The organism is Pandoraea anapnoica (assembly GCF_902459765.1).
GTDB classification, from domain to species: domain Bacteria; phylum Pseudomonadota; class Gammaproteobacteria; order Burkholderiales; family Burkholderiaceae; genus Pandoraea; species Pandoraea anapnoica.
On sequence record NZ_CABPSP010000005.1, the window covers coordinates 256,180 to 273,937 of the forward strand.

The 17,758-nt window shown below is 62.9% G+C and carries 12 protein-coding genes; 8 read left to right on the top strand and 4 right to left on the bottom strand.

Going from position 1 to position 17,758, the window contains the following annotated elements:
* Positions 1-365: 365 nt before the first annotated feature.
* Both PAN31117_RS11130 and PAN31117_RS11135 read right to left on the bottom strand, forming a co-directional pair.
* A complete protein-coding gene (locus tag PAN31117_RS11130) occupies positions 366-2,015 on the bottom strand; it encodes a GMC family oxidoreductase (protein WP_150738221.1) in 1,650 nt (549 codons plus the stop codon).
* Between the two features lie 135 nt (positions 2,016-2,150).
* Positions 2,151-3,659 (bottom strand): CoA-acylating methylmalonate-semialdehyde dehydrogenase, encoded by a 1,509-nt coding sequence (locus PAN31117_RS11135; protein WP_150738222.1) that lies wholly within the window; start codon positions 3,657-3,659, stop codon positions 2,151-2,153.
* 171 nt (positions 3,660-3,830) lie between these two features.
* On the opposite strand from PAN31117_RS11135, the gene PAN31117_RS11140 reads away from it, so the two are divergent.
* The 7 genes from PAN31117_RS11140 to PAN31117_RS11170 all read left to right on the top strand — a co-directional run bounded on the left by PAN31117_RS11140 (position 3,831) and on the right by PAN31117_RS11170 (position 11,965).
* Entirely contained in the window at positions 3,831-4,706 is an 876-nt protein-coding gene (locus tag PAN31117_RS11140) for a LysR family transcriptional regulator (protein ID WP_150738223.1), read from the top strand.
* A gap of 232 nt (positions 4,707-4,938) precedes the next feature.
* On the top strand, positions 4,939-6,333 hold the full coding sequence (gene fumC, locus PAN31117_RS11145) for a class II fumarate hydratase (protein WP_150738296.1): 1,395 nt from the start codon (positions 4,939-4,941) through the stop codon (positions 6,331-6,333).
* 38 nt (positions 6,334-6,371) lie between these two features.
* The gene (locus PAN31117_RS11150) at positions 6,372-7,274 is read left to right on the top strand and encodes a LysR substrate-binding domain-containing protein (RefSeq protein WP_150738224.1); all 903 of its coding nucleotides are present in this window, start codon (positions 6,372-6,374) and stop codon (positions 7,272-7,274) included.
* 237 nt (positions 7,275-7,511) lie between these two features.
* The gene (locus tag PAN31117_RS11155) at positions 7,512-8,801 is read left to right on the top strand and encodes an MFS transporter (protein ID WP_150738225.1); all 1,290 of its coding nucleotides are present in this window, start codon (positions 7,512-7,514) and stop codon (positions 8,799-8,801) included.
* Between the two features lie 65 nt (positions 8,802-8,866).
* On the top strand, positions 8,867-10,105 hold the full coding sequence (locus tag PAN31117_RS11160; RefSeq protein WP_150738226.1) for a metal-dependent hydrolase family protein: 1,239 nt from the start codon (positions 8,867-8,869) through the stop codon (positions 10,103-10,105).
* Positions 10,106-10,275: 170 nt separating this feature from the next.
* Positions 10,276-11,466 (top strand): hypothetical protein, encoded by a 1,191-nt coding sequence (locus PAN31117_RS11165; protein WP_150738227.1) that lies wholly within the window; start codon positions 10,276-10,278, stop codon positions 11,464-11,466.
* A 55-nt stretch (positions 11,467-11,521) separates the two neighbouring features.
* Positions 11,522-11,965 carry a hypothetical protein gene (locus PAN31117_RS11170; RefSeq protein WP_150738228.1) on the top strand — a complete coding sequence of 148 codons (444 nt, stop codon included), beginning with the start codon at positions 11,522-11,524 and terminating at the stop codon, positions 11,963-11,965.
* Positions 11,966-12,109: 144 nt separating this feature from the next.
* On the opposite strand, the gene trpS is transcribed toward PAN31117_RS11170, so the two are convergent.
* A complete protein-coding gene (gene trpS / locus PAN31117_RS11175) occupies positions 12,110-13,150 on the bottom strand; it encodes a tryptophan--tRNA ligase (protein ID WP_150738229.1) in 1,041 nt (346 codons plus the stop codon).
* Positions 13,151-13,331: 181 nt separating this feature from the next.
* Entirely contained in the window at positions 13,332-16,949 is a 3,618-nt protein-coding gene (locus tag PAN31117_RS11180; RefSeq protein WP_150738230.1) for an indolepyruvate ferredoxin oxidoreductase family protein, read from the bottom strand.
* A gap of 227 nt (positions 16,950-17,176) precedes the next feature.
* On the opposite strand from PAN31117_RS11180, the gene PAN31117_RS11185 reads away from it, so the two are divergent.
* A complete protein-coding gene (locus tag PAN31117_RS11185; protein ID WP_039394177.1) occupies positions 17,177-17,638 on the top strand; it encodes an Lrp/AsnC family transcriptional regulator in 462 nt (153 codons plus the stop codon).
* Positions 17,639-17,758: the final 120 nt, after the last annotated feature.

Here is a 17,758-nt window from a genome sequence, read left to right on the forward strand (position 1 = left end):
GGCGGGTGACGCTATGGTTGGCGTCGCCGGCAAAGTGCCCCGCGTCCCAGAGGAAGCGCCGAATTCTTGGTTCGATCACTCATAGGGAAACGTTATTGTGTGTGGTTTGCTGCAACGCGATCATTGGGATTTGCACTTAGCTTCGCACCCGTCGAAACGCGCATGCTCACACGCGTTGCAGAACGTTCGGTCACATGGGACGCGACGACGCATCGCCCTTGTGCGACAAGGCTTTTGCGGCACATGCAAATGCGCAGGCGATAGCGAATATCGATGAGATACCGCACCGGGCACTCATCGAGATTGCGCAACATTAGGTATTACTACGTAAGTTTTGTAAAACAGCGGGAAATAGCGCGTGGTCGTTACCTGACGCGAACCTTACGCGCGGCGCGAATCATGTCGCTGGCGCGCTCCGCGATCATGATCGTCGGCGAATTGGTGTTGCCCGACGTGATGGTCGGCATGACGGACGCATCCACCACACGCAACCCCTGCACACCACGCACGCGCAACTGCGGATCGACAACCGCATCGGGGTCATCGTCACGCCCCATGCGACACGTGCCGACCGGGTGGAAGATCGTCGTGCCGATATCGCCCGCCGCGCGCTTCAGGTCTTCGTCGCTCTGATAGGACGGTCCCGGCAGATACTCGCGCGGCTCGTAACGGGCGAACGCCGGTGCGCCCACGATGCGACGCGTAAGTTTGATGGCGTCGGCCGCCACGCGTAGGTCCGCTTCCGTCGAGAGATAGTGCGGCGCGATGTTCGGTGCGACGCGCACATCGGGCGACGTCAGATGCACATGGCCGCGCGACGTCGGTCGCAGATTGCACACCGACGCCGTGAACGCGTTGAACTTGTGCAGCGGCTCGCCGAACTTCTCCAGCGACAGCGGCTGTACGTGATACTCCAGATCGGGACGCGCCATGTCTTCGCGACTGCGGGCAAACGCCCCGAGCTGCGACGGTGCCATGCTCATCGGCCCGCGCTGCGTGAAGGCGTATTGCATGCCGATCGACAGCTTGCCGAGCAGACTGTTCGCGGTGAGGTTGAGCGTCTTTGCGCCGCGCAGTTTGTACACCGTGCGCAATTGCAGATGGTCCTGCAAGTTCTCGCCGACAGCGGGCACATGCGACACGACATCGATGCCGAGATTGCGCAACCGTTCGCCGTCGCCAACGCCGGACACTTCGAGCAAATGCGGCGAATTGACTGCGCCCGCAGCGAGAATCGTCTCGACGTTCGCCAGCGCCACGAAGTCTTCGTTGCCACCGCGATATGCCACACCCGTGCAGCGCGTTCCGTCGAAGGTCAGACGACTCACGCTCGCGCCGGTAATCACCGTCAGATTCGGACGTTGCGACGCCGGTCGCAAGAAGCCCTTCGCCGCACTCCAGCGCACACCGCGCCGCTGATTCACTTCGAAGTAACCGATGCCGAAGTTGTCGCCGCGATTGAAGTCGTCGGTTTTGGGAATGCCGATCTGCTCGGCCGCGTCGGCAAACGAATCGAGCACACGCCATGACAGCCGCTGCTTCTCGACGCGCCATTCGCCCCCGCTGCCGTGGAACTCGGAGCTTCCGTTGTAGTGATCTTCGCTGCGCTTGAACAACGGCAGTACGTTGTCCCAGCGCCAGCCGTCGTCGCCGGTCGCCTCGGCCCAGACATCGTAATCTTCGCGCTGGCCGCGCATATAGATCATGCCGTTGATCGACGAACTGCCGCCCAGCACCCGCCCGCGTGGATAAGCGAGTGAACGACCGTTAAGCCCGGCCTCCTCCTGCGTGCGGTACAGCCAGTCCGTGCGCGGGTTGCCGATGCAATAGAGATAGCCGACGGGGATGTGAATCCAGTGATAGTCGTCCTTCCCGCCAGCTTCGAGCAGCAGCACCGTGACGTCCGGGTCTTGCGTGAGACGGTTCGCCAGCACACAGCCCGCTGACCCGGCCCCGACGATGATGTAATCGAAGCGCTCCTGCTTGTCGCTATGCTTGTCCGTCTGCTTGCTCATTCCCGCATGTCTCCGTCGTTGGCGCGGCACTCGCCATAGTGCGGTGCCGACGCTGGTGCGGCACCCGAGTGGGGTGGACTGTCGCCACCCTCACCGGGTTCATTTTTGTCGTTGTGTTGCTTGCCGCGTCGCGATTTACTTTGCCACCGGCATCGTGAACTCCGCCCCCTTGGCGATGCTGTCGGGCCAGCGCTGCATCACGCTCTTGAAGCGCGTGTAGAAGCGAATGCCCTCTTCGCCATAAGCGTGATGGTCGCCGAACAGCGAACGCTTCCATCCGCCGAACGACTGCCACGCCATCGGCACCGGAATCGGCACATTAATGCCCACCATGCCGATCTTCACCTGACGCGAGAACGCACGTGCCACGCCGCCGTCGCTCGTGAAACACGATACGCCGTTGCCGAACTCGTGAGCGTTGATCAGCTCGATGGCCGACGCCAGATCGGGCACGCGCACGATGGCCAGCACCGGCCCGAAGATTTCGTCGCGATAGATCGTCATCTCGGTCGTCACGTGATCGAACAGCGTGCCGCCGAGGAAGAACCCTTGCTCGTGCCCCGGGACTTGCAGGCCGCGACCGTCGACGAGCAGCGTCGCCCCGGCACTCACACCTTCCGCAATATAGCCCTCGATCTTCGCCTTGTGGGCGGCGGTCACGACCGGGCCCATCTCCGAAGCGTCGTCCACGCCCGGCCCGACACGCAGCGCCTTCACGCGCGGCACCAGCGCGTCGACCAGACGATCCGCCACCTGCCCCACCGCGACGGCCACCGAGATCGCCATGCAGCGCTCGCCAGCCGAGCCGTAGGCCGCGCCGACCAGGGCATCGACGGCCTGATCGAGATTCGCATCGGGCATCACCACGAGATGATTCTTCGCGCCGCCCAGCGCCTGCACGCGCTTGCCGCGTCGCGTGCCTTCCGTGTAGATGTACTCGGCAATCGGCGTCGAACCGACGAACGACAGGGCTTCGACATCCGGGTGATCGAGCAGTGCGTCCACGGCGACCTTGTCGCCCTGCACCACGTTGAACACGCCGTCCGGCAGCCCGGCTTCGCGCAGCAGATCGGCAATCAGCAGACTCGCCGACGGATCGCGTTCGGACGGCTTGAGCACGAACGTATTGCCACAGGCGAGCGCAATCGGGAACATCCACATCGGCACCATCACCGGGAAGTTGAACGGCGTGATCCCGGCACAGACTCCAACCGGCTGACGCAGATGCCAGTTGTCGATGCCGCCACCGATGTTGTCGCTGTGCTTGCCCATCAGCAGATTCGGTGCGCCACAGGCGTACTCGACGATCTCGATGCCGCGCGTGACTTCACCGCGTGCGTCGGAGAACACCTTGCCGTGTTCGCGGGTGATGATGCGGGCGAGTTCGTCCTGATGCTCGTCGAGCAGCGCCTTGAACTTGAACAGCACGCGGGCGCGCTTGAGCGGGGCCGTCTCCGACCACGACGGCAGCGCCGCTTTAGCCGCCGCCACCGCTGCATTCACGTCCTTGACGCTGGCCAGGGCCACGCGGGCGCTCACGGCCCCCTCGGCCGGATTGAAGACGTCGGCGAAGCGCTCGCCCTCACCGGCCACACGTTGGCCACCGATGAAGTGCTGGACGGTCGGAATATCAGCGTTGCTCATGTTCGTTTCCTGTGAATTTCAAGGCATCGACGCTGGTGTTGCCCTTCTCAGCGCCACAAGTAGCCCCAAGCGTACTGTCGCGACGGTCGACAATCCAATGAGAAAAAATCAAAAGCAATATAAGATTTGCTTATGTTGCTCCGGTGAAACGCCTGCTCTAGTCCGTCGTCCATGGAACTCGCTCATCTTCGCGCCTTCGTCGCCATCGCCCGTGAGGGCAATCTCACGCGTGCCGCCCAACGTCTGCATCTGACGCAACCCGCCGTGAGCCTTCAGGTGAAGGCCCTGCAGGAGACGCTGCGGCTCACCCTCTTCACGCGCACGGCGCAGGGGCTGGCGCTCACGCGCGACGGCCAGGCGCTGCTGCCGCTCGCCGAGCGCATGCTGGCCGCGCTGACCGACCTTCAGCAGGCCGCAGGTGCGTTGCGCGACACCGTGCGCGGACGCCTGCGCATCGGCACCATCCTCGATCCCGAATTCACGCGTCTGGGGGCGTTTCTCAAACGTCTGGTGGAGTCGTATCCACAGATCGAGACGGCCCTGCGCCACAGCATGTCGGGCGACGTGCTGCAACGGCTTGAGCGCAGCGAGCTGGACGTCGGCTTCTATATCGGGAGTCCCGACCCCGCCCGCTTTCACGCGATTACCCTCACCCCGTTCTCCTATCAGGTGCTGGCACCCGCTGGCTGGCGCGAGCGTGTGTCCCGGCGCGGCTGGCGCGAACTCGCCGCCCTCCCGTGGATCTGGACACCGCCGGAATCGGCGCACAACCGTCTGCTGTCGGCGGTCTTCGGCGAAGCCGGGGCGTCGCCCGTCAAAGTGGCGGAAGTGGATCAGGAGCCATCGATGCTCGATCTCGTGAAGTCCGGCATCGGCCTGTCGCTGGTGCGCGACTCGATTGCGCTGCGCGAAGCGCGTGCGCACGGTCTGGTGATCGCCGACAGCGTGTCGGTGCCCACGGAACTCACGTTCGTCACCCTCGCCTCGCGGCGCGAGGAGCCCGCCATTGCCGCTGCGCTGCAACTGGTGACGGCGGTGTGGGCCTGAGTGGCCTGAGTGGACTTTGGGGCCAGGACGCACGCATTTCACCTCGTCTCGCGACACCCTCGCATCGCAATTCCGGCGCATAATCCATGCCTGCTCAGGCCTTCACGCTCAAGACATTCGAAAAGGCCCATCTCCCCGCAACTCATTCCCACGACATGGCTCGTCCCCTGATGACCTGCCATGCCGGATCCTTTCTAAAGCTCTAGAATTTAATTCTCTCTTCGAGGAGTCGATCATGTCTGATGTGCGAATGGAACGCGATACCTTCGGCGAAATTGCCGTGCCTGCCGACCGTCTTTGGGGTGCACAAACCCAGCGCTCGCTGCAAAACTTCAAGATTTCCACCGAGAAAATGCCGCGTGAACTCGTGCGCGCGCTCGCTCGTGTGAAGCGCGCGGCCGCCGAGGTCAACAAGGATCTGGGCGTGCTGGACGCAAAGAAGGCCGACGCGATCATCAAGGCCGCCGACGAAGTCGTCGACGGCAAGCATGACGACGAATTCCCGCTCGCCGTGTGGCAGACCGGCTCGGGCACGCAGTCGAACATGAACATGAACGAAGTGCTCGCGAACCGCGCCAGCGAACTGCTCGGCGGCGTGCGTGGCGAAGAGCGCCTCGTGCATCCGAACGACGACGTGAACAAGGGCCAGTCGTCGAACGACGTCTTCCCGACCGCCATGAGCGTGGCCGCACTCGACGCCCTCGTGAACCACCTCAAGCCCAGCGTGGGCCAGTTGCGCGACACGCTGCATGCGAAGGCGCGCGCCTATGACGACATCGTCAAGATCGGCCGCACGCACTTGCAGGACGCCACGCCGCTCACGCTCGGTCAGGAAATCTCCGGCTGGGTGGCGCAAATCGACCACGGTCTGAAGCACGTCGACAACGCCCTGCCCCACGTCGCCGAACTCGCCCTCGGCGGCACGGCCGTCGGCACCGGTCTGAACGCGCACCCCGAATTCGCGAAGAAGGTGGCCGACGCGCTCGCTCGCGACACCGGCCTGCCGTTCGTCACCGCGCCGAACAAGTTCGAAGCGCTCGCCGCCAACGACGCCATCGTCAACGCACACGGCACGCTCAAGACGCTCGCCGCCAGCTTCATGAAGATCGCCAACGACGTGCGCTGGCTGGCCAGCGGCCCGCGTTGCGGCATCGGCGAGTTGCAGATTCCGGAAAACGAACCGGGCAGCTCGATCATGCCGGGCAAGGTCAACCCGACCCAATGCGAAGCCATGACGATGCTGTGCTGCCAGGTGCTGGGCAACGACGTCGCGATCAACATCGGTGGTTCGATGGGTAACTTCGAGCTGAACGTGTTCAAGCCGATGCTCATCCACAACTTCCTGCAAAGCGTGCGCGTGCTCGCCGACGGCGCGGTCAGCTTCAACGATAACTGCGCGATCGGGATCGAGCCGAATCGCGAACGCATCGGCACACTGCTCGAAGAGTCGCTCATGCTCGTGACCGCGCTCAACCCGCACATCGGTTACGACAAAGCTGCACAGATCGCGAAGAAGGCACACAAGGAAGGCACGACGCTCAAGGCAGCCGCCCTCGCGTCGGGCCACGTCACGGCCGAGCAGTTCGACGCCTGGGTTCGCCCGGAGCAAATGGTCGGCAAGCGTTAAGCTTCCTGACTCGCACCCTGCATTAGCCGTCACCGCGCATGCCGATTTCGCCCCTGCCGCCGCTGCACTGCCTGATTGCGTTCGATGCCGCCGTGCGGCATGCGAACTTCACCCGGGCCGCCGCGGAACTCAACCTCACGCAAAGCGCCGTGAGTCGGCAGATCGCGCAGCTCGAAGAGTTTCTCGGGCGCGCGCTGTTCACACGCGAACATCGCACGCTGCGACTGACGGTGGCCGGACAACGTTACGCCGAGCAGATTCAGCGTCTGCTCGGCGAATGCGCTGAAGCCACGGCCGACCTCATGAAGCGACGCGGCGATCTGGAACTCACGGTCGCGTGTTCGTCCGGCGTGGCCGTGCTCTGGATGACGCCGCAACTCATGCGCTTTCGCGCAGCACACCCCGACATCAAGATTCGCGTAATCGTGAAGGACGGCATCACGTCGCTCTCCGCGTCCGAATTCGATCTCGGCGTGTACTACGTGCGTAACGACCTGCCGCCCGATTTCGCCGGACGCCGTCTATTCGACGAGGAAGTCTTCCCCGTCTGCTCCCCCAGCTATCTCGCCGGACGCACACTCACCCCGGCCGATCTCGTCGGCGAAACCCTGCTCTTCATCGAAGACGGTCAGCGCAAGTGGATGTCGTGGCCCGACTGGTTCGAGCTGCAAGGCGTGAACGCGCCGAAATTCCCGCGCTTGGTGAGCGCCAATTACTACCCGCTGCTCGTGCAGATGGCCATCGAAGGCGGCGGACTGGTGATGGGCTGGCGTCACATGATCGACCCGTGTCTCGACGCCGGTCTGCTCGTGCCCGCGTGCGATGCATCGGCCAGTCTGGGCGGCGGCTACTACCTCGTATGGCCTGCCGAGCGCCATGAGCATGCCGCAGCACGAATTTTCCGTAACTGGATTTACTCGGAAACTCGTTTCCCATCATAGGGGTTACGTGAGTTTCCAGAAGTTGCCATGCGCCACACGCATGGCAACATGCGGAATTATCGTTTTGCCTGTCATTTTGTCTGAACTACTTTCTGTCTTATCCGCGCACGTCCGGTCGCGGCATGGAATTCCCATTGCCTGCGAACGAACGTGATCCGACAAAAAAGCAGGCGTATTACCGGCATGACGTGACAGCAAGACACGCAACGGACGCCACCCATCCTCCGGGAGACCCAGATGCAGGCGACCTACGCAGTGCCTCAAGACAACCTGGCCCGCCAACGCCGTCACGCGATCGTGGCGACGGTGATCGGCAACGGGCTTGAATGGTTCGACTTCACCGTCTACAGCTTCTTCGCTGCGATCATCGCGAAGCAGTTCTTCCCCACGGGCGACGACCTCTCGTCGTTCCTGCTAGCCGTGGCCACCTTCGGCGTGGGCTTCTTCATGCGCCCGGTCGGCGGCATCGTGCTCGGCATCTACTCCGACCGCGTGGGCCGCAAAGCCGCTCTCTCGCTCACCATCCTGTTGATGGCAGCAGGCACGGCCATGATCGGTCTGGCGCCGACGTACGACCAGATCGGACTCGCCGCACCGCTCATCATCGTGCTGGCCCGTTTGCTGCAAGGCTTCTCCGCCGGTGGTGAAATGGGGGGCGCAACGGCATTCCTGACGGAATACGCACCGCCCAATCAACGCGCTTACTACTCCGCATGGATTCAATCGAGCATCGGCTTTGCCGTGCTGCTCGGCGCGGCTGTGGGCACGTTCGTGACGACCGAACTCGACAAGGCGTCGCTCGAATCGTGGGGCTGGCGTGTGCCGTTCATCGTCGGCATGCTGATCGGCCCGGTCGGTTTCTACATCCGTAACAAGATCGACGAAACGCCGACGTTCCAGAGCGCAGAGAAGTCCGACACGCCGCTGCGCGACGTCTTCTCGCAATACCCCAAGGAAACGCTCGCGAGCTTCTCCATGGTCGTGCTGTGGACGATCTGCACCTACGTGCTGCTGTTCTACATGCCGACGTATGCCCAACGCGTGCTGCATCTGCCCGCGTCTAACGGCTTCACCGCTGGCATGGTCGGCGGCGCGATGATCCTCGTGTTCGCCCCGGTCGTGGGACGTCTGGCGGACCGTCTCGGCCGTCGCCCTTTCCTGACGGGTTCGGCACTGCTGATTCTGGTGCTCGCCTGGCCGATGTTCACGTACCTGAACGTGTCGCCGGGTCTGCAATCGCTGCTCACGTTCCAGATCGTGTTCGGCCTGCTGATCGCCTGCTACACCGGCCCGATTCTCGCCGCGTTCTCCGAGTTGTTCCCGGCGAAGGTGCTCTCGACCGGCCTGTCGGTGGCGTACAACTTCGCGGTGACGATCTTCGGCGGCTTCGCTGCGCTGATCATCACCTGGCTGATTGCCCGCACGGGCAGCAACATGGCCCCGGCGATCTACGTGATCGTTGCGGCGGCCATCAGTCTGGTCGGCACGTGCTTCGTCAAGCCGCTGCCAAAGACCGGCAAGGTCTGAGTTTCTCCTAAACAAGGCGCGCCCTGTCCCGGCGCGCCTTGTGCTTTTTATCAAGGAATTCCCCCATGTCCTCCACGACCGTTACTTTGCTTCGCGGCGGCAACGTGCTCGACGCGGCCGCTGGCCGCCTGCTCGAACGTCACGATGTGGCCATCGTTGGCAATCGCATTACGGCGGTGAGCGCCACGCCGCTCGATATTGCCGACGCAACGGTGATCGACGTCACCGGCAAGACCGTCATGCCCGGCATGATCGACTGCCACGTGCACGTGCTCGCCTCGCATCCGAACCTCGGCACGAACGCGAGCCAGCCGAACGTGCTGACCGTGCTCAAGTCGTTGCCGATCATGCAAGGCATGCTCAACCGCGGCTTCACCACCGTGCGCGACGCAGGCGGTGCCGACTGGGCGCTGCAACAGGCCATCGAACAAGGCGTGATCCCGGGCCCGCGCATTTTCCCGTCGGGCAAGGCGCTGTCGCAAACCGGCGGTCACGGCGACTTCCGCCCGCGCAGCGACGTGCTTGAGCCGTGCTCGTGTGCATTCCGTGCGGGCGCCATCGGCCGCGTGGTCGACGGCGTCGACCCGATTCGTCTCGCCGTGCGCGAAGAGATTCAGAAGGGCGCAACGCAGATCAAGCTGATGGCTTCGGGCGGCGTGGCATCGCCGGTCGATCCCATCGCCAACACGCAGTATTCGGAAGATGAAATTCGCGCGGCCGTGGCGGAAGCGGAAGCGGCACAGACTTATGTGATGGCCCACGCGTACACGCCGAAGGCCATCGCGCGTGCCGTGCGTTGCGGCGTGCGTACCATCGAGCACGGCAATCTGTGCGACGCCGAGACGGCGAAGCTCATGGCCGAGAAAGGCGCTTACGTGGTGCCGACGCTCGTGACCTACGACGCGCTCGCCAAGGACGGCGAATCGCTGGGCCTGCCGCCGGAATCCGTCGCCAAGGTGGAGAGCGTGCAACGCGCCGGTCGCGAATCGCTCGCGATCTACCGCGAAGCTGGCGTGAAGATGGGCTTCGGCTCGGATCTGCTCGGCGACATGCACAAGTACCAGTCCGACGAACTGACGATTCGCGCCGACGTGCTGGGCGCAGCCGAGACGCTGCGTTCGGCGACGGTGATCGGCGCGGAGATTCTGAATCGTGAGGGTGAGCTGGGCGTAATCGCGCCGGGCGCGCTCGCCGACGTGCTGGTCGTCGATGGGAATCCGCTCGAATCGATCGATGTGCTGACGGGTCAGGGCGAGGCTATTCGCTGGGTCTTCAAGGACGGCAAGGTCGCGAAGCAACCGTAATCCCATTACCGCTTCGTAAGCACAAAGAAACGCCGCGACGGGCATGACGTCGCGGCGTTTTTGCTTTCGGAGCGCGCTCTCGCCAGCCCCACCACCCGAGCAAAAAGTAAAAGCAGCACGCAAGTCGGAGGACTAGTCTCATCGCATAAACGTAGAGAACAAGGTCCCCCATGACAATCGTTCTGACGCCCTCATCATCGTCCTCCATGCGCCAGCTTTCGACGTCCGGCGCGAGAGGCAACGCTCCGCGGCCGGTCGTCGGTGACTGGATCGTCAGCGTCACGCAGCAAAACGTCATGTCACTGGAGGAGGCCTGTGAAGTGCATTCATTGGAGACGCTCCGAACGTCCATTTCCGACGGGCTACGTGCGATAAGCAACGCATGGAACGAGATCGAAAATATGGTGAAGGTCGATGCCGACGACGTACCGCTGTCGAAGGAATTTGCACCGATCAACGATCTCGTCGAGCGCGTGAGCGCGGCCTCACGCCATTACGGCGACGGTCTCGTCACCATCGAACCTTTGATCGGAAGTCTGGAAAATGCGATCGCGCGCATCTATCGCTCGCGTCAGGCGCCATGGGGTTCGTGGCGGTCAATCGGCTCACAAAAGACGCTTCCGGCGTGCGATGGGCTCACCCCCAATGCCACGGCTGCCTTCACGGTCTTCTACCACCTCGAACATGCCGTGAATGACATCCTGGCGACATTACTCGCCGTTCGGTGTGTGGAAGCGCGAAGCGCCCCCATTCCGTTCGAGCCACTGCAATACAGCAACGACACGGCAACCGTCGATCTGCCGAAAGACGAGGATCTGATCAAAGCGCAACAATTCGCCGTTGCCACCCGCAGGGCGGGACGCGCGCTGGACAAGATGCGACCGATCATCGACAACGCGCTACTTCAGGCATCGGGCGCCATGCCGCCCGAACGACGTCGATGGAAGATAAGAATCGCCATTCTTGTCGGCCTTTTCATGCTGTCGGCCACGCTCATCGTCGCGACCATATTGCTGCCTCAGATGTTTCCGGCACTCGTGATAATCGGTGTCGCACTGAAAATCGCGTCGGGGCTTCTCAGCGGCCTCAGTCTCGTCAACAGCGTCTTCACCCTTGTCGCCTACCCGCTTAATCGGGGTTGGGCCGATATGTCGAGATGCATCGAGAAAGTGCGCAATCTCTACGGATCGATGAACTTGCGAATTAGAGAACAACAGGAGGCCGTGTGCGAGCGCGAAGAGGAAATTCTGCGTCGAAGGATCAGCGATTGCGGCACCCAGATTCGGCTTGCCGCGGGCAAGCACAACGACATCATGCGCAAACTCAATAACCTCAACGACGTGATGACAGCGTCACTTTGATCGCGACGCTGTCATCCGTTTCACTCACCGTTTTACCTTTTGGATATGCGACGTTATGCGAGAGATTTCCGGTCAGAACCCACCACCTCTTCAATACCCATCGTATTCGCTGCCAGGCACGGTTCGCGCGACAGCGGCCGCGATCGCCAGACGTGGAACGCTGTCGTACCACAACAGTCAATTGCAGAAGCAAATGGCTTACGTCAGGCAGCTTCTTGCAAGTCAGGACGACGCGTGGCAGTTGCTTAACCGACTTGAAGCACAGGCTGAGCAACTGATGAACCAAGGTGCTTCGTCACACACGGAAAGCCCGCGCCCGACGTCCGGTGCAACCTTTCGGGCGGAAATCAAGCGCTGCCAGCCGGTGTTGGTGACAGATCCCGCTGGTCAATGGTGCGCAGGCTCGCCGGATACGCTTCCGTTGTCGCCGACGCGTCGGATCCTAATGGAGAAAAGTAATGTCATGCCTGCCGACCTCGGTGTCACGCACAAGATGTAGCTACGGGACAACCATCGCACGCGACGCGTCACAGGACGTCGAATCGCCGCCTTAAAAAGAAACGGCCCCCCGGGTGCTGGAGAGATGTCCAGTCCTCGGGGGGCCGATCCGTCAGGCGTCAGTTATCGACGCGCAGCGCGTGACTTACTTCTTCCAGCCCGGCGTGACGAATACCGAGCGAACGTCGTCAAGCGTCTGCGAAACCGTCTCGCGGGCGCGTTCGGTGCCCGTGCGCAGCATGTCCCACACGTAGTCGGGGTTCTTCGCGTATTCCTCGCGACGCTCGCGCATCGGACGCAGCATTTCCTGCAGACGCTCTTCCAGACGCGCCTTCACCTTCGAGTCGGCCAGACCGCCGCGCACGTAGTGGTCCTTGAGCGCTTGCAGGCCTTCCTTGTCTTCGTCGAAGGCATCGAGATAGGCGAACGCGACGTTGCCCTCCAGATGCCCCGGGTCTTCGACCTTCAGGTGCAGCGGGTCGGTGTAGCACTTCTTCACGGCCGCGCGGATTTCGTCCGGCGAGGAGGAAATGTTGATGACGTTGCCGAGCGACTTGCTCATCTTCGCTTTGCCGTCGATGCCCGGCAGACGTCCGATCGGCGGCACGAGCGCGCGAGCTTCGGTGAGGATCTCGCGACCGGCCATGCGATTGAGGCGACGTACGATTTCGTTCGTCTGCTCGATCATCGGCAACTGGTCTTCGCCCACGGGGACGAGCGTGGCGCGGAACGCCGTGATGTCCGCCGCCTGGCTCACGGGATAGGTGAGGAAACCGGCCGGAATGTCGCGCTCGAAGTTGCGCAGGGAGATTTCCTGCTTCACGGTCGGGTTGCGCTCCAGACGGGCCACCGTGACCAGATTCAGGTAGTAGAACGTGAGTTCGGTCAGTTCGGGCAGCCAGGTCTGCACGCAGATGGTCGTGACGTCCGGGTCGATGCCAACGGCCAGATAGTCGAGCGCCACCTCGGAGACATTGCGATGGACCTTGTCTCGGCCCTTGCCTTCGTCGTCGGTGTTGTCGGTCAGCGCCTGAGCGTCGGCGACCAGAATGAATTGCTTGTACTCGTGCTGATACGCAACACGGTTCTTGAGACTACCGACGTAGTGGCCCAGATGCAGCGGGCCCGTCGGACGGTCACCCGTGAGGATCACCTTGCGATCCGCAGGCGCCTTCGAAACACTCATTTTCCTCTCCGTAATCAAGCGTCGTTTCCGAATGGTAGCGCGTCGGCCCGATGACGGTACAGAAACCCCTCCCGCAACACGTTGACGGCGCGGCCACACCCACGAGGGATGCATCATAAAAAACGGGGGCCGAAGCCCCCGCATGGTCCATCCTGTGCGGCGCAGCCGCCCGCCTGAACGCTTAGCGCGACGTCACCACCGGAATGCCCTTGAGCGACTTGCCGCTGCTGCGCGCGTGAGCGAGGGCCTGTTCGACGGCGTCGCCGGTGGCCGGAGTCACGCCCAGACGGCCCGCAATCGTTGCTTCCACGCGCTTGGCCATCGCCAGGTTCGCCAGCTTCACGTGCCCATAGCCACGAATCTTCGCCGGGGCTTCGGCCAGCGCAATCGCGTCGGCCAGCGTGTCCGCCGAGAGACCGGCCAGCACGCGCTCCATCGTCGTGCGGTAGTCGGCGATCAACTGACGCTCCATGCGACGCTCCAGCGTGTAACCGAAGACGTCGAGCGCACCGCCACGCAGACCACGCAGCTTCGCCATACCGCGCAGCACCGGCCACAGCCACGGTCCGATCGTCACCTTCTTCGGCACACCGCCGTCCTTGCCACGGGCGATGAGCGGCGGCGCCATGTGGAACTCCAGACGGAAGTCGCTGCCCGGCTTGCCTTCGAACGTCTCACCCAACGCATCGGTGAATGTCGTGGCAGCGTACAGACGCGCCACTTCGTACTCGTCCTTGTAAGCCATCAGACGCGAGAGCTGCTGAACCACCGCACGCGACAGACGTCCCGGCGCACCGGTCACACGCGTTTCCGCATCGACCACCTGCTTCACGAACGCCGTGAATTGCGAGGCGTAGGCCGCGCTCTGGTACTGCGTCAGCAAGTCCACACGATGTGCGACGAGCGCGTCGAACGTCATGTCGTCGGCGACCGGCGCATGCATCGGTGCGTGCGTCGCCTTGGCGGTCGTCTCCGTGAGCGCAGCCGGGTCACCCGCCGCCAGACGGCCGATCGCCAGCGCCAGATGATTCATCGGCACGGCCACATTGTTCAGTTCGATGGCGCGTTGCAGCGCATGCAGCGAGACCGGCACCAGACCCAACTGCCATGCGTAGCCAAGCATGATGATGTTCGAGCCCATCGTGTCGCCGAGGAAGCGCTGTGCGAGCGCTTGCGCGTCACAGGCGTCGAGCTTGTCGTTGCCTGCTGCGTGACGCATCTTCTCCAGCAGCGCACCGGCGTGCAGATTCGCATCCGGGTTCTGCACGAAGGTCGCGTTCGGAATCGCATGCGTGTTGACGACCACGCGCGTGCGGTCGCGGCGCACCGTCTGCAACGCATCGGCACTCGCGCCCACCACCATGTCGCACGCAAGCAGCACGTCGGCCTGCTGCGTGTCGATACGCACCTGATTGAGCGCTTGCGGCGTGTTCGCGAACCGTACAAACGACAGCACGGCGCCGCCCTTCTGCGCGAAACCCATGAAGTCGAGCACCGACGCGCTCTTGCCTTCCAGATGCGCGGCCATCGTGATGAGCGCGCCGATCGTCACCACGCCCGTGCCGCCCACGCCCGTGACCATGATGTCGAACGGTGCATCGCCTGCGAGTGCCACCGGCTGCGGCAGCGCGTTCAGACGTCCTTCGAATGCGGCCTGATCGAATGCCGCCGCCAACGCCTTCTTCAGTTGCGCGCCCTTGACCGACACAAAGCTCGGGCAGAACCCGTTCACGCAGGAGAAGTCCTTGTTGCAAGACGACTGATCGATGCGACGCTTGCGTCCCATCGCCGTCTCTACCGGCTCGACCGACAGACAGTTCGACGCCACGCCGCAATCGCCGCAGCCTTCGCAAACAGCTTCGTTGATGAACAGACGTCGATCCGGATTCGGGAATTCGTTTTTCTTGCGACGGCGACGCTTCTCGGCGGCACACGTCTGGTCGTAGATCAGCACGGTCGCGCCGGGAATCTCGCGCAGTTCGCGCTGCACGGCGTCGAGTTCGCTGCGGTGATGGAACGTCGTACCCTTCGGGAATTGCCCTTCGTGGCCGATGTACTTCTCCGGCTCGTCGCTCACCACGACCAGCTTGGCGATGCCTTCGGCTTCCACCTGACGCGCGATCTGCGGCACGGAAATTGAGCCGTCGACCGGCTGTCCGCCCGTCATCGCCACGGCATCGTTGTAAAGGATCTTGTAGGTGATGTTCGCCTTGGACGCGACCGCCTGACGAATCGCCAGCAGCCCCGAGTGGAAGTACGTGCCGTCACCCAGATTCTGGAAAACGTGCGGACGCTTCGTGAAGTGCGAATGCGCCGCCCAGTCCACGCCCTCGCCGCCCATCTGAATCAGCCCGGTCGTGTCGCGATCCATCCACGACGCCATGAAGTGACAGCCGATGCCCGCCTGCGCGATGGACCCCTCGGGCACCTTCGTCGACGTGTTGTGCGGGCAGCCCGAACAGAAATACGGCACGCGGCGCACGCCATCGGCCGCATTCGACAGAATGTCGTGCGCCACGAGATCGACTACGCGCTCACGACGGTCGAGCATCGGACGATGCTTCGCCAGCCAGTCCGCGAACACCGGCAGCACGCGCGACGGACGCAGCTCGCCCAGCGCGGAGAGCAGCGTACGGCCTTCGGCGTCGGTCTTGCCGAGCACGACGGGACGCGTGCCCGTGGTGCGGTTGTACAGGTACTGCTTGATCTGCTGCTCGACGACCGGACCTTTCTCCTCGATGACGAGGATTTCCTTCAGCCCGGCGACGAAGGTGTCCAGACGCGACATGTCCAGCGGGAACGACAACCCCACCTTGTAGATGCGCACACCGGCCGCCGCGAGGTCGTCGACGGTGATGTCCAGACGGCGCAGCGTCTCCATCAGGTCCAGATGCGCCTTGCCGCAGGTCACGATGCCGATGTCGGCGTCGGGTGCCGGGGCAATCCACTTGTCGATGCTGTTCACGCGCGAGAAGGCACGCACGGCGTCGAGCTTGTCAGCCAGACGCGCTTCGAGCGCCAGACTCGGCAGATCGGGCCAGCGATTGTGCAGACCGCCCGCCGGTGCGACGTAATCGAGCGGCTCGGCCCAGTCGGTGCGGATCTTGTCGAGATCGACCGTGCCACGCGACTCGACCGTCTCGGAGATGGCCTTGAGGCCCGCCCATGCACCGGAGAAACGCGATAGCGCGTAACCGTACAGACCGAACTCGACGAGTTCGCCAATATCGGCCGGATTGAGCACCGGCATGCTCCACGACATCATCGTGAAGTCGCTCTGGTGCGGCATCGACGACGACACGCAACCGTGATCGTCACCCGCTACCACGAGCACGCCGCCATGACGCGATGCGCCGTATGCGTTGCCGTGTTTGAGCGCATCGCCCGCGCGGTCTACGCCCGGGCCCTTGCCGTACCACATACCGAACACACCTTCGACGGTGCGCTCCGGGTCCGCTTCCACGCGCTGTGTGCCCATTACGGCGGTGCCGCCCAGTTCCTCGTTGATCGCCGGCAGGAACTTGACGCTCGCCGCGTCGAGCAGCTTCTTCGCCTTCCACAGTTGCTGGTCCACGCCGCCCAGCGGCGAGCCGCGATAGCCGCTGATGAAGCCGGCTGTGTTCAGGCCGCGAGCGGCGTCGAGCTGGTGTTGCATCAGAAGGATGCGCACCAGCGCCTGCGTACCGGTCAGGAAAATCTGACCGCTACGCGCGGTAAGCGCGTCGGAGAGCTGGTAATCGGGATGGGCCAGGGGGTTGGCCGTGGGCGACGCAAGAGCGGCGCGCATGGGGGCATTCATCGGGTATCTCCTGAACCCCGTGTCCGCCTGGCAACGTCATCGGGTATCGATGCGCCAGCGGTGCTTCGGGGGCATTTGTTCTGTTCGTCTCGACGGCGTTGCGTATTGCGCGTGAACACGTCGGTTATGCAAGCAGTGTATGGGGAGGCCCGAGAAAGATTTTTACTATTTCACTCCTTTCGGCGCACAATAAGAAACGTTCATTTCGCAAAAGGCGATTTCGGGAAATGGAATTACTCGACAACTTTGCGCGGCAAATCCTGCGTCTGCTGCAGATCGACTCGCGCCGTTCGGCACAGGAACTGTCTGAAAACGTCGGCCTGTCGGCCACGCCGTGCTGGCGACGCATCAAGGACATGGAGCAAAGTGGCGTGATCCAGCGCTACACGGTGCTGCTCGACCGGGAAAAGCTCGGCCTGCATGTGTGCGCCCTCGCCCACGTGCAACTCACGCGTCACACGGAAGGCGGCACGGAGCAGTTCGAACGCGAGATTCGCACCTGTCCCGAAGTCACCGAGTGCTACAGCACCACCGGCGAGGCCGATTACATCCTCAAGATCGTGGCGCCGGACATCAAGGCGTACGACGCCTTCCTGCACGAACACATCTTCCGTCTTCCTGCGGTTTCTAACGTTAAAACCAGCGTTGTACTGCGTGAAATCAAGTTCGATACGAGCTTGCCCATCTGACTTCGGACGATTTCGTACGCTTTCCGCTACTTCCCATGCGTTGACATTGCACAACATGCCCTCTTGACGGATCGGAGGATCTTCGTTAAAAATGCAAATGATTCTCATTTAAGTCTTTAT

Bases quoted from the DNA above. Each gene is read 5' to 3' on its own strand.
- PAN31117_RS11155 (WP_150738225.1), top strand. From the start codon at position 7,512: ATGCAGGCGACCTACGCAGTGCCTCAAGACAACCTGGCCCGCCAACGC.
- PAN31117_RS11185 (WP_039394177.1), top strand. From the start codon at position 17,177: ATGGAATTACTCGACAACTTTGCGCGGCAAATCCTGCGTCTGCTGCAG.
- PAN31117_RS11165 (WP_150738227.1), top strand. From the start codon at position 10,276: ATGACAATCGTTCTGACGCCCTCATCATCGTCCTCCATGCGCCAGCTT.
- PAN31117_RS11130 (WP_150738221.1), bottom strand. From the start codon at position 2,015: ATGAGCAAGCAGACGGACAAGCATAGCGACAAGCAGGAGCGCTTCGAT.
- PAN31117_RS11135 (WP_150738222.1), bottom strand. From the start codon at position 3,659: ATGAGCAACGCTGATATTCCGACCGTCCAGCACTTCATCGGTGGCCAA.
- PAN31117_RS11160 (WP_150738226.1), top strand. From the start codon at position 8,867: ATGTCCTCCACGACCGTTACTTTGCTTCGCGGCGGCAACGTGCTCGAC.
- PAN31117_RS11180 (WP_150738230.1), bottom strand. From the start codon at position 16,949: ATGAATGCCCCCATGCGCGCCGCTCTTGCGTCGCCCACGGCCAACCCC.
- PAN31117_RS11140 (WP_150738223.1), top strand. From the start codon at position 3,831: ATGGAACTCGCTCATCTTCGCGCCTTCGTCGCCATCGCCCGTGAGGGC.
- trpS (WP_150738229.1), bottom strand. From the start codon at position 13,150: ATGAGTGTTTCGAAGGCGCCTGCGGATCGCAAGGTGATCCTCACGGGT.
- PAN31117_RS11150 (WP_150738224.1), top strand. From the start codon at position 6,372: ATGCCGATTTCGCCCCTGCCGCCGCTGCACTGCCTGATTGCGTTCGAT.
- PAN31117_RS11170 (WP_150738228.1), top strand. From the start codon at position 11,522: ATGCGAGAGATTTCCGGTCAGAACCCACCACCTCTTCAATACCCATCG.